The following is an 11,859-nucleotide window of genomic DNA, read 5'->3' on the forward strand; positions in this document are numbered from 1 at the left end:
GAGGTATGAAGCATGATTTCAATGAAAGGTATCAATTATCGCTACCCTAAATCGAAAAACAATGTCCTAAAAGATATTTCCATGTCTTTTGACGAAGACAAGGTAAACGTCATTGCTGGTTTAAACGGGGCAGGGAAGACGACATTATTCGATTTGATTACAGGTGTCTATCCAAAACAGGCTGGTGAGTTCCACAACATCCCTACGATGGACGAAATTCTTTATCAAATTCAAGGAGCATTCTTGTCACTGATGATCTTAGGTAAGGATTATGCGAGACTCGTTTATAAGATATCAGGTAAGAAATTTAAGAAAGGGTCCCCATCCTCTTTCATTGACCTAGGAGACCAAAGAGAAAATGAGTTACTTGAAAAATTATGGTGGCGTGAAATCGGACAAATGTCTGTTGGTGAACGGCGTTGGTTGTATGTAACCCTCTTGTCTCAATTGGACCGGAAGATGTACTTGTTTGATGAACCGACGAGTGCCATTGATCCATCTTCCAGGTTGAAGATTTGTAAAAGGTTGGAGAGACTCACGAAAGAACCCGGTAAAACCGTCATCATGTCGAGTCACCATCTACATGAATTGGAATTCATAGCGTGCAAACTATTTGTCATGAATAATGGAAGGATTACATTCCAAGGTTCTTATCATGAATTCTTAGCAACCTATGACACAACCAATCCAGATATCGCATTTGACCATTGTATAAATTTATAAAAAGAGCGCAATTCGATTATGAATTGCGTTTTCTTATTACCAATAAAGTATCACCTTAATTTAAAGGAATTTATAGATTCCAGAAGAAGATTAATAGTAATACGAGGAGGGAACATGATGTCTTCGATTATTTTGGATCAATTCAATAAGGTAAGAGGTTGGACGATTAAGATTGCTGAGAATCTATCAGAAGAAATCGTTAACATTCAACCGGAAGGCTTTAACAATACGATCAAGTGGCACATCGGTCATGTGATTACGGAAACAGAGTACTTTATGTTTGAACTATCCAACGAACGCTCAAATATTCCTGAACAATACAATGACTATTTTGCCCCAGGTACGAAACCTTCCAATTGGAAAGGACAAGCACCATCCTTGTCCGAACTGATTACTGAATTGAAAAATCAGCAAAGGCGAGTAAATGAAATACAAGCTGAAACTTTCAATCGAGCTTTAGATCAACCTGTACATGGCTTTACGACCACTTTGGATGCTGCTTCATTTTCCGCAATACATGAATCGCTTCATCTAGGGCAAATAGAGGCGATGCAGCGAATACGAATGGTTTCTGCAAAGTAATAAACCAAATGAAGAATGTAGAAAGTGTTTTAGGGGGATAAAATGAAGTCGAAGAAATACATAAAGGTGATTGCCATACTTTTGGTCGTCATCGCCTTTCTATTCATTAGTGACCGATTTATGAAAGAAGAAAAAACGTCTTTTAAAGTGGATCCTGAACAATTTGAGATCGCTCAGTCGAAAGAGGAACTAAACCATCTCTTAATTAACCATGTACGATATAACAAAGATCAATTATTTAAGATTACTAGATATGATTTGATGACTGATATTGAAGATGTCGAAATCCCTTTAATAGATGAACAGCGCGATTTAAGGATAGAATCCATATGGAATAATCATCTTGAATTGATTATTACATATAGTTTCAATATGCTGCCGTCAGATCGTAGTCCAGAATCCATTCCGTACCTGAGGGTAAACGGGGGATCTCTCCATCCTGATGGAAAGGATCCAATTACACTGGATTTTCAAAATCATGTTCAACCAGGAGGGAAGTTTTGGCCAAACGATGGCGTCGTACTTGAGAATCGAATGTATCGTAGAGCATTGCTAGTACCAAGTATAGATAATGAGGTATTTGAGAAAATGTCGGAATGGATAGGGGAAAGTAAGTCACATGAAAAAATCTATGAAGCATTGGATCTCATACATCAAGTTGATCTGAAGGGTGTTGAATTAGTAACCAAACAAGAGGGTGGGGAACAATCCAAATCAGTCCAAGATATCCCGATCGAATATAGGTTTATGAGTCATGATGCTATTCTAGAAACAATTGAACTGAACCAAACTGCTCAACTAGATGAACAATCCACGATTACATATACGAAGTTTGAAAAACGTTTGAAAGAAAGCCGGATCTATTTATCAATTGATTCGAATAAACCACTATCTTCTCTCAAATATAAAGTAAATGGACTAAGGGGATTTGATAGGATTTATAAGGATGAAAACGGAGAAAGCTATATAAAAGCACCACAGTTTCGATATCAAAGAGGCAATGACGGTGAATTTAAACTTTCTATTTTATCAGGTTTTTACGCATCAGAGGATGAATTGAATTTTACGATTTCTAAAGGAGATCTAGAACCTATTCAAAATGGACAAAATGAACGTGAGTTCAAACATGACCTTGGTGAAATTAACAATGTACATTTCAAGTTTGACGAAATAAGAAGGGTGAAAGGTAGATTTGGAGATATGGATATCCTTTTCTATTTTAATGTCGAAATCATGGATGGTTTTGACCGTGACTTAAACTTTAGAATCTATCGAGATGGTGAGCAACAAGTAGACCCTTATTACGAGGAACGAGAAATATATCCGTTTATCGAAGTGAAAGACGAAAACAATAATGGAGTGACCTTAGGTCTTCTACCTCCCGGAGAGGGTACTCAATTATTCGGAATGACAGAAGAGGATTTCCAAAAGGTTGAGGAACTGAACTTCAGGTTATTCAACATCCCGCAGCAGGTCGATTTTGAAGAAAATGAAGTCACTTTTACGATTCAATAATTGATTAACAAACTATAAGAGGCTGACTCAAAAGGATGTTCATAGTCCTTTCAGGGTCAGTTTTTTTGTGTAATGATGACCTTTGATCTTATCTTTTGGGTCATTCCCTTAATTTCAACTAATAATTACCACTTCAACCGCTCAGTTCCATCTATTAGAATAATAGTTAGTATTTTAATAGGGAGCTACATTGTTATGGGACGTCTTCGGCACAAGCCATTATTCATTTCACTACTATTTCTAATATTGTTTACAACCTTTACATACTTCACACTCGCATCAGAAGATGATTACAAGACAGTTGAGGAATCGAGTCACAAGCAAACCAACCTTAATTACAAAACGGTTCCACCAGATCAGAAACGTGCAGCTGAAGATCATTATTTTAAAAGAATCGGTTATTATGCGGGTTGGTCAGCTTACTCTGGTTTTAATGTGACCGATATTGATGCAAGTAAGTTGACGCATCTCAACTACGCGTTTGCTAATATTTCAGAGGACGGGAAAATAGCAGTGGGTGATCCAGCCATCGATCTTGCGAATTTCCAACAGTTACAGGAACTGAAAAAACAAAATCTTCATCTAAAAACCTTAATTTCTGTTGGCGGCTGGACATGGTCAGAGCGTTTCTCTGACGTCGCTTTGACCGAACAATCCCGTACTAAGTTTGCAGAAAGCGTGCTGGCATTTGTTCAGAAATATGGCTTCGATGGTGTCGATCTCGATTGGGAGTACCCGGTGAGCGGTGGACAGCCCGATAATATCAATCGTCCTGAAGACAAGCACAATTATACCCTTCTCTTGAAAAAGATCCGCGAAACATTCGATGCCGCTGACAAGGCGTATCTTCTGACGATCGCATCTGGGGCGAGTGCTGTTCATGCAAGTCATCTAGAGTTAGATCAGCTTCATCGATATGTCGATTACATTCAACTGATGACCTATGATATACACGGGGAGTGGGATGAACTGACTGGCATGAATGCACCGTTGTATCAAGATCCGGACAGCAGGTTCTATCATGAGTGGAGTGTACACAACGCCGTTCAAATGTTCATTGAACGAGGGGTCCCAGCTGAGCAAATCGTCATGGGGCTGCCACTTTATGGTCGGATGTTTAAACAACCGGCTGAAGAGAGCAACAGTCTTTACCAGCCTTTCACAGGTGGAGGAAAAGCGATCAGTTATGCGGCTCTAGAAAGAGATTTTATTGGCAAAAATGGATTCACGAAGCATTGGGAAGAGGATTCACAAGTCCCTTGGCTAACCGACAACTCTACCTTCATAAGCTATGATGATCCCAAATCCATTGGACTAAAAACGGACTATATCAAAGCGAAACAACTAGGCGGAGCGATGATGTGGGAGCTCAGTCAGGATCCGGATGAAGTACTGGTGAAGAAAGTGTATAAGGAATTAAAAGAGTAGAATTACGAGATGAACGAGTATGAAGAGTTTTTGACCGTCAACAATGCACTTTAACAAAAATGATAATCTGTTAACCAAGCTTTTAGATAGCCTAAATAGTAGCTTCATAGTCTTTGCTTATCCTTTGTATTGCACTACATAATAGAAGGGATGAAATGAACTATGAAGAAACTTTTAAAAAATAGCCTTATGGCTGCTGCGATTATAGGGATGGGTACGAGTGTTATTGCTCCAGCAGCTGCGGACGCTCAATCAGCTGATCCAGGTTTAAATCCGAATCAAATTTTGAACGTTGCCCATCGAGGAGCTTCAGGATATGCGCCTGAACATACGATTCCTTCATATGAATTAGGAGAAGAGATGAAGGGAGATTATATAGAAATCGATATCCAGATGACAAAAGATGGTGAACTAATTGCGATGCATGATGAAACCTTGGATCGAACAACTGATGGTACAGGATTGGTGAAGGATCATACTCTTGAGGAAATTAAACAACTCGATGCAGGTTCTTGGTTTAATGAGGAATATCCTGAACTAGCGAAAGAGGAATACGAAGGTTTGGAAGTACCGACATTAGATGAAGTACTTGATCAATTCGGTAAAAGCGCAAACTATTACATCGAAACGAAATCACCAGAAGTCTACCCAGGTATGGAAGAAAAGCTTCTGGAAACGCTTAATGAACATGGCCTTCTTGGTAAGAACAGTCCATCAAGCAAAGTGCTCATTCAATCGTTCAGTCCTGAAAGCTTGCAGAAGATCCATAAAATCGATTCGACAATCCCCCTCATCCAACTGCTCTGGTATACAAGTTCTGCTACTCTTACAGATACAGAGTTGGAGCAATATAAGCAATATGCTGTAGGTCTCGGAATGAATCATGATCAAATTGATGAAAAATACGTACAGAAGGTAAGAGATCATGACTTATCGATCCACCCATATACCGTCAATGAAAAGGAAGATATGGAAAAGCTGCTGGACTGGGGAGTGACAGGCATGTTCACCAATTACCCAGACCGCCTGCAAGAAGTATTGAAAAGTAAATAACATAGCATTTATAACATGAACGCAAAAAAACGCTTGGATATATCATTCTCCAAGCGTTTTTCTATGTTGTCTAGATGATTGGCTTGTTTAACACAAGCAACCTTCCTCAAGCTTATACAGATCAACTTTTCACTCTAATGATTCTCAGGTCCGATTGTTCGATAACGATGTCTTTCACTTGGTTGAATTTTGCAAACCGTTCTAACGCATCACGGATTTCTCGCTTCAATTGACTGGTCTTCTTTACACCAGGTTCGAGCTGTAACAGACGAACGTGCAATGTGCTGTTTTTGCGATCAAGGCTCGGATCCATCCGACCAATCAACTGGTCTCCATATAAAATCGGCATTGCATAAGGGCCATATTTCCGTTTCGCTTTAGGTGTGTAGATCTCCCACTTGTAATCGAAATCGAACAAGTCGCTAATACGCTCACGTCGCCAAAGTAAATTATCAAGCGGTGCTAGGAAAGTAATAGGACCTTCAACAGGTGAAGTGTCTTTAAAAGATTCCAATTCATCGAGATCCTCGGCTAACATATAATATGCTCGGTCAACACCTTCCACGTCTAAAGGAATGACAGTACCCTTCTCAACTCGTCTATCGATTTGAGCCCGTCTTTCAGCAGCAGTCATCTTTTGCCAACCGAAACGCGCATCTCTCGGATCGAACACCCGATAGGCACGTAAGTACTTATCAATCATCGCCTCACGAGCATCAGCTTCATCAATTGTTTTCGCTTCCTTCACAAAATTAGCAGGAATACTCCGTTCCGTAATGTCAAAAAATCGTTCAGTTCTTTCTCGGTGAACGACCCGAATCACACCCGCATCCATGAGCAGATTCAATGCGAGTGAGCTCTCTTTCGTTTTCGGCATTTTGTTGTCCCAATAACCATGCACGCGGTTTTCAGACTTAAATGCACGAGAAGGGAGCGGACCTTCCGACGAAAGACGCTCAAGGACTGCACCCACAACAGGACCAAGCTTTTTAAGTGGTTCTTCAACTTGCGTTTGAATCCGCTCGCGAATCGGTTCGAAAATCGGGAAATCCTCAACCGGAATGATACAGGCAGCATTCGCAAAATACTCGAAAACCTTACCATCAGAAAGAAGCTGATCTAGTAGTTTCGGGTCATATCCAGGAATCCGCGCGGCGAGAGCCAAATGCTGATTCCGCTCCACAACTGATACCGGATCTAACTGGACACACTCTAGTGTGCGAAGCATCTCTAACACTGATTCCACTTCGGTCGTACCCTCTACTTTAGTTTTTAATAAACGTTGCTTATGTAAAAGAAACTGCCGAAGTGCTACTCGGTCAACAGGATAAGGGACGGTCATCTCTACAACTACCTCCGTATCATTTTTCCTAATCATATCATTATTTTTGGAAGTATTGACCATCTATACAAACCAGCTTAAGATAAAAAAATAATATCTTCATTTACTTTTGATTCAATTGAATGAGATTCTCAAAAAAAGAAATAGTCTTTCGCAGTGGCACTTAATCAAGTTACCACTGCGTTTCATATGGATTTTACTTGGATTCATCAAGTGGTTAGTAAGAATTACTGTGATTACTGATCTTTACGAGTGAGCCGATAATTTCGTCCCAGTCTTCACTATGAATTTCATGTCCAGTGCCTTCAAGTGACACCAATTCGGCATGAGGGATGGCCTTCGCCAAGGCAAGTCCGTGCTCGAATGGCAAAGCTGGATCATCCGTACCATGGATCACGACAACAGGGACGTTGATCTCTCCCATCCGGTCGTAATATTCTTCTCCGCCTTGCAGCATCGCATGATTAAATCGGCTTGGTAGCTGTTTGGCTCGATCAAACTCTCTTCCTGCCAGTCTATACATTCTTTCTTCCTCAAAGGGTTTGGTACCAGATAACGTTTTCCACCCCTCAGCCAGATAGGCGATGGCGTCTTCCCGATTCGACCAATCGATTGAGGTGCTCTGCGCATGATGGTCGAGAATTTTCTGATCCATTGGAGGGAGTTTTTCCATCTCGGTACCAAACACACTTGATGCAATCAGCGTAAGGGTCGATACACGTTCTGAGTATCTTAGAGCAAGAATCTGACCGACCATACCACCCATCGACAGCCCTACGATATGAGCCTTCTTTACCGAATAAGCATCGAGAACGCCTATAGCATCGTCCGCCAGATCCGTTATTGTATAATGGGAAGTACCTGCCTCATATGTGGTCGACCGTCCCAAGTCCCTATGGTCGTATCGAATGACGAATCTCCCCTGATCAGCAAGCCGGTGACAGAAGTTCTCATCCCACCAGTCCAAGGAAGTCATCGCACCCATGATCAAAAGGACAGCAGGGTTCTTAGAATCTCCAAAGCTCTCCGTACAAATATCCACTTGATTTATGTTCAGCACTTGTTCATTCATGCTCTTTCAAGGCCTCCTTTTTTAAATTTCTATATGTATTTCTATGAAAACAAACCACTTCCTCTTAATTCTAATTGGGTAGACAAAGTGAGGAAGAAAGCCTTACAAAAAGAAGTAGGCAATCGCTGGATTCTTTATCTCCAAAACAAACTTTCGAGCGAAGGCCAAAGAAGGAGTATCATAACAATAGGAAGAATATAGTTATTGACTGTTAACGTTATCAAAATTTGTTTAATTTGGAGGGGAATTATGGGAAGGTTAATTCATTTTGAAATTCACGTGGATGATATGGAACGTGCTAAGAAATTTTACGGAGAAGTGTTTGGATGGACCTTTGAAGACTGGAGCGAGTTTGCTGGGATGCCGTATTTCGGAGCTGTTACTGGCGACGCAAATGAACCTGGGATTAACGGTGCCTTAATGCAACGACAAGGTCCTCCACCTGAAAAGGGCCAACCAGTGAATGGCTATACGTGTACGATGGGCGTGGACGATTATGATTCAATTGAAGCAAAAATTATGGATCATGGCGGACAAGTCGCAATGCCGAAGTATGCACTACCTGGCATGGCGTGGCAAGGGTATTACCATGATACAGAAGGAAATATTATTGGCATCCACCAACCAGATGAAAACGCGAAATAAATTTGAATAAGGAATATCAGTGTCTGTCCCTTATCCATCCATATATAGGGACAGGCATTTTTCGTTTAGGTTGGTCCAATGCATTTTGCTGCTTATATCTTATCAACTGTAAAAAATTTCTTGACTGACGGACTTAAAGACGGTTACATAAAAGTTAATAAGATAACGGTAAGGGGCTGGCTGCATGGAAATAAAACAAATATCTGAGCACATTTGGAGCTTAAAGACGTGGATGATTGTACCGATTCACGTATGGATTGTGAAAGGCGAAGATGGTGTGACACTCGTCGATGCTGGTATTGGGAATATGGGGAAGGGCATTTTGAAGTTTGTTAAGGCGTTGGATGCTGGTCCACTGAATAGAATCGTACTAACACACGGACATCCTGATCACGTCGGTGCAATTAAAAAGATCCTAGCCGAAACTGATGTCTCTGTGTATGCGCATAAAATCGAAATTCCATACATGGAAGGGAAGCTCGCTTATCCTGGACGGAAGAAAGCATCCGCAAGCGTTGAAGAACACCTTGCGCAGCCGTTAGAAGAGGACGAACTCGGCACATTGAAAACGATCGGAGGATTGATTCCATACTTAACTCCAGGTCACGCACCAGGACATGTCGTCTATTATCATCCAAAAGATCAAGTGTTACTCGCCGGTGACCTGTTCACTTCAAAAAGTGACAAACTATACAGGCCAATGCCGATGTTCACCTATGACATGGAAGAAGCGGTCAGAAGTAGCCGAATCGTCGGTAAGCTGAAACCAAAACGCTTAGAAGTCTGCCACGGGAAAGCGGTACTAAACCCTGCAGAGCACTTAGATCAATACATCCAGAACACATCAAAGAAATATGCCATAAAGGAAGAGAACGTATTTAAAGGTTAAGTTGTATAAGACCAGTGATTTTCCTCTGGTCTTTTTTAAATGAAACTTTTTGCCTATCGTTTCCGTAAACTTGTAATGAAAGCAGGTGAATGGTATGAAGCGAATTATTCCAATTGTAATCTTTTTCTTCTTACTCGTGTTGTTATTTCCGAATCAAGCCTTTGCGGTGGAATATTCGATAACGGAGGCTAGGATCGATGCCTATCTTCAGGAAAACGGGGACGTTCTTGTTGAAGAGTCCTTCACCTATGGATTCGAAGGAAAGTTTAACGGCATCACTAGAGAGATAATCCCGAAAAAAGGGACAGAAATCAACAATTTCGAAGCTTCTGAAAAAGGAAAAGCGTTGAAGGTAGAGAGAGACGATTACTTTTATAAGATCCATCGAAAAGGATCGGATGAAGTCGTATTGGTAGATCTTTCCTATACCATCAAGAATGGAGTCGAAGTTTATTCTGATGTTGCTCAGTTCTATTGGGCGTTCTTCGATAGAAGCAACGAATCGACGTATGAAAACCTTATCGTTGCCATCCATCCGCCAAAGGAAACCGAGGATGTAATCGCATTCGGTTACGATCAAGCGTATGGAACAGAAGAAATTATGGAGAATGGCACAGTCTATTTTGCAATGAACCAGGTACCTGATAATACGAACGGAGATATCCGCGTCGCTTATGAGAAGGGACTGTTTCCAGCTGCTAAAGCGTCCAATCAACCTATGAAAGCTGAAATTATACAAGATAAAAAGGATCTTGATGCACAAGTCGCCGCAAAAACAGAACGTACAGCGTTTCTCGATCAAATGGCAAGCATCGTCATTCCAATTGTCGGCCTCATTATGGTTGTGCTCTATGTATCGTTGTGGAAAGGTCACGTCAATCGTAAAAGGGAAGCGGAACGCGACATGGACCTTACCCGAAATGTTCCGAAACAGCGAATGAGCTTACCCGCAACCATCTTTTACACGAATTATAAACACTTACCACCCGAAGCCATTTCCGCTGCGCTACTCGATCTCGTACGAAAGCAATATGTAAAGCGCATTGGTGAGGACCGATTCCAAGTGATTCACCGGGAGGGTGCACTGAAGCACGAACAGATCCTCATTAAATGGCTGTTTGACTTAATTGGTGAGAATAATGAATTCAGTTTTGAAGAACTGAAACAGTTTACGAAGCAAAAGAAGAATCATGGAACCTACAGAAAGTATCAAACAAGCTGGCAAAAAGCTGTAGCAGAAGAAGTAAATGAGAGACAATTATATGAAGATAAGAAGAAATATCGTATATCAATTGTGTTATCCAGCATCATTTTAATTCCATTCATCTTTATCTTTGCGTTCCATGGTCTTATATTTTGGATGGTCATGACAATCCTTCTTATAGGCACAATCACCCTTTATGGTTTCTTATACCATCCAAGGACGAAAGAAGGTACCCTGATCCATTATGAATGGAAAGCATGTAAGAAGCGGTTCAAAATCTTGAGTAAAGAGGATTGGAGAACTTGGGCGGAAGACGACAAGTTACGCGCCTATATTTACGGACTCGGTACGAAAACGCAACCGATTATTAAAAAGAACGAACAGTTCGCTAAATCGTTCTATCCTTCAAATACGAGTAACTCGGAAGTCGGAGCCTATTCCACAATGGATATCAGCACGTTCATTATATTGGGAGCTGCTGTATCAAACAATTTCGATGCAGCCCACCAATCCACTGGAGCATCAATAGGTGCAGGCGGAGCAGGTTCTGGCGCAGGAGCGGGTGGCGGCGGAGGCGGATCTGGAGCCTTTTAACAAGAAAGTTAGACAGAATTCCCATTTCCGGGAACGCCTTTGATAGTGTAAAAGTAAAGGTCGAAGCATGAGTAGTGAACCGGCAGTCTGTAGCTATCGAAAAATAGAGAATGGTATTTAATATTAAGCCCCGTTATATAGCGCAGAACGTTTATTTAAGAACATAGCTTTATAGAGTATCATGTTTAACACTCCACCATAAAACGAAGCTCAAGGCCTAGTGAATACAAAAGACAGAACCTTTGACTCCCACTCCCGAAAGGAAAAGTGAAAGTCTATCAAGAAGATACAAATGACAGCAGTCTAGAATTCAGAAGATCAAATAGATCACAAACTCATGAGAGGATTTATATTTCACATAATTCACAGTTTAAGTTTCTGATTATTTATTATGGTATTAATAATCCAGATTAATAAGGAAGGATAGAGGATATGCCAACTTACAACAAACTCGTTCGTGATCGTATTCCAGAGATTATTCAATACACAGGAAAAAGTTTTAATACTAGTATTTTGGATGTAGATCATTATGAAATGGAATTGAAAGAGAAGTTAAAAGAAGAGCTAAATGAATATCTTGAAGCAAGTGACGATGCATCAGCGATCGAAGAACTTGCAGACCTTCTAGAATTGATACATGCATTAACCTCTGTACATCATTCCTCTGTTGAGGAACTTGAGACTGTTCGAAAAGAAAAAGCTGAAAAGCGTGGAGGATTTCAAGAACGTATTTTCTTGATTGATGTTGAAGATGAGTAAAGTCGTACTAAATAATGCGAATATAGATATGCGTTATTTTGTTTAAGTTGGTG

General features: G+C 40.7%; 11 protein-coding genes. 9 read left to right on the forward strand and 2 right to left on the reverse strand.

Translation table 11 applies throughout. From position 1 onward, the window contains the following. The first annotated feature begins 12 nt into the window (after positions 1–12). From L2716_RS02170 to L2716_RS02190, 5 genes are all read left to right on the forward strand, one after another. A complete protein-coding gene (locus L2716_RS02170; protein ID WP_236331342.1) occupies positions 13–723 on the forward strand; it encodes an ATP-binding cassette domain-containing protein in 711 nt (236 codons plus the stop codon). Positions 724–840: 117 nt separating this feature from the next. After that, positions 841–1,305, forward strand: a complete 465-nt coding sequence (locus tag L2716_RS02175) for a DinB family protein (protein WP_236331344.1) — start codon at positions 841–843, stop codon at positions 1,303–1,305. A 42-nt stretch (positions 1,306–1,347) separates the two neighbouring features. Further along, the gene (locus L2716_RS02180; protein ID WP_236331346.1) at positions 1,348–2,820 is read left to right on the forward strand and encodes a hypothetical protein; all 1,473 of its coding nucleotides are present in this window, start codon (positions 1,348–1,350) and stop codon (positions 2,818–2,820) included. A gap of 195 nt (positions 2,821–3,015) precedes the next feature. Continuing rightward, a complete protein-coding gene (locus L2716_RS02185) occupies positions 3,016–4,248 on the forward strand; it encodes a glycoside hydrolase family 18 protein (protein WP_236331348.1) in 1,233 nt (410 codons plus the stop codon). A gap of 162 nt (positions 4,249–4,410) precedes the next feature. Beyond that, a complete protein-coding gene (locus L2716_RS02190; protein ID WP_408005284.1) occupies positions 4,411–5,301 on the forward strand; it encodes a glycerophosphodiester phosphodiesterase in 891 nt (296 codons plus the stop codon). Between the two features lie 121 nt (positions 5,302–5,422). Here the strand turns inward: L2716_RS02190 and L2716_RS02195 are convergent, their stop codons facing one another. Both L2716_RS02195 and mle read right to left on the reverse strand, forming a co-directional pair. Further along, on the reverse strand, positions 5,423–6,679 hold the full coding sequence (locus L2716_RS02195; RefSeq protein WP_236331349.1) for a winged helix-turn-helix domain-containing protein: 1,257 nt from the start codon (positions 6,677–6,679) through the stop codon (positions 5,423–5,425). Between the two features lie 181 nt (positions 6,680–6,860). Continuing rightward, positions 6,861–7,715: an alpha/beta fold macrolide esterase gene (gene mle / locus L2716_RS02200; protein ID WP_236331351.1), complete on the reverse strand. Its 855-nt coding sequence runs from the start codon at positions 7,713–7,715 to the stop codon at positions 6,861–6,863. A 249-nt stretch (positions 7,716–7,964) separates the two neighbouring features. Here mle and L2716_RS02205 point away from each other — a divergent pair, with 249 nt between their 5' ends. The 4 genes from L2716_RS02205 to L2716_RS02220 all read left to right on the forward strand — a co-directional run bounded on the left by L2716_RS02205 (position 7,965) and on the right by L2716_RS02220 (position 11,806). Further along, complete coding sequence (locus L2716_RS02205) at positions 7,965–8,360, forward strand: VOC family protein (RefSeq protein ID WP_236331353.1); 396 nt, start codon at positions 7,965–7,967, stop codon at positions 8,358–8,360. A gap of 184 nt (positions 8,361–8,544) precedes the next feature. Further along, a complete protein-coding gene (locus L2716_RS02210; RefSeq protein ID WP_236331355.1) occupies positions 8,545–9,249 on the forward strand; it encodes an MBL fold metallo-hydrolase in 705 nt (234 codons plus the stop codon). 94 nt (positions 9,250–9,343) lie between these two features. Continuing rightward, positions 9,344–11,047: a DUF2207 domain-containing protein gene (locus tag L2716_RS02215; RefSeq protein WP_236331356.1), complete on the forward strand. Its 1,704-nt coding sequence runs from the start codon at positions 9,344–9,346 to the stop codon at positions 11,045–11,047. Positions 11,048–11,479: 432 nt separating this feature from the next. Next, the gene (locus L2716_RS02220; RefSeq protein WP_236331358.1) at positions 11,480–11,806 is read left to right on the forward strand and encodes a nucleoside triphosphate pyrophosphohydrolase; all 327 of its coding nucleotides are present in this window, start codon (positions 11,480–11,482) and stop codon (positions 11,804–11,806) included. Positions 11,807–11,859: the final 53 nt, after the last annotated feature.

The organism is Pseudalkalibacillus berkeleyi, assembly GCF_021608225.1.
Lineage (GTDB): Bacteria > Bacillota > Bacilli > Bacillales > Fictibacillaceae > Pseudalkalibacillus > Pseudalkalibacillus berkeleyi.

What these genes read in the sequence shown, in the direction of transcription:
- L2716_RS02175 (WP_236331344.1), top strand. Translation starts at nt 841, where the DNA reads ATGTCTTCGATTATTTTGGATCAATTCAATAAGGTAAGAGGTTGGACG.
- L2716_RS02210 (WP_236331355.1), top strand. Translation starts at nt 8,545, where the DNA reads ATGGAAATAAAACAAATATCTGAGCACATTTGGAGCTTAAAGACGTGG.
- L2716_RS02220 (WP_236331358.1), top strand. Translation starts at nt 11,480, where the DNA reads ATGCCAACTTACAACAAACTCGTTCGTGATCGTATTCCAGAGATTATT.
- L2716_RS02190 (WP_408005284.1), top strand. Translation starts at nt 4,411, where the DNA reads ATGAAGAAACTTTTAAAAAATAGCCTTATGGCTGCTGCGATTATAGGG.
- L2716_RS02205 (WP_236331353.1), top strand. Translation starts at nt 7,965, where the DNA reads ATGGGAAGGTTAATTCATTTTGAAATTCACGTGGATGATATGGAACGT.
- L2716_RS02215 (WP_236331356.1), top strand. Translation starts at nt 9,344, where the DNA reads ATGAAGCGAATTATTCCAATTGTAATCTTTTTCTTCTTACTCGTGTTG.
- L2716_RS02170 (WP_236331342.1), top strand. Translation starts at nt 13, where the DNA reads ATGATTTCAATGAAAGGTATCAATTATCGCTACCCTAAATCGAAAAAC.
- L2716_RS02185 (WP_236331348.1), top strand. Translation starts at nt 3,016, where the DNA reads ATGGGACGTCTTCGGCACAAGCCATTATTCATTTCACTACTATTTCTA.
- mle (WP_236331351.1), bottom strand. Translation starts at nt 7,715, where the DNA reads ATGAATGAACAAGTGCTGAACATAAATCAAGTGGATATTTGTACGGAG.
- L2716_RS02195 (WP_236331349.1), bottom strand. Translation starts at nt 6,679, where the DNA reads ATGATTAGGAAAAATGATACGGAGGTAGTTGTAGAGATGACCGTCCCT.
- L2716_RS02180 (WP_236331346.1), top strand. Translation starts at nt 1,348, where the DNA reads ATGAAGTCGAAGAAATACATAAAGGTGATTGCCATACTTTTGGTCGTC.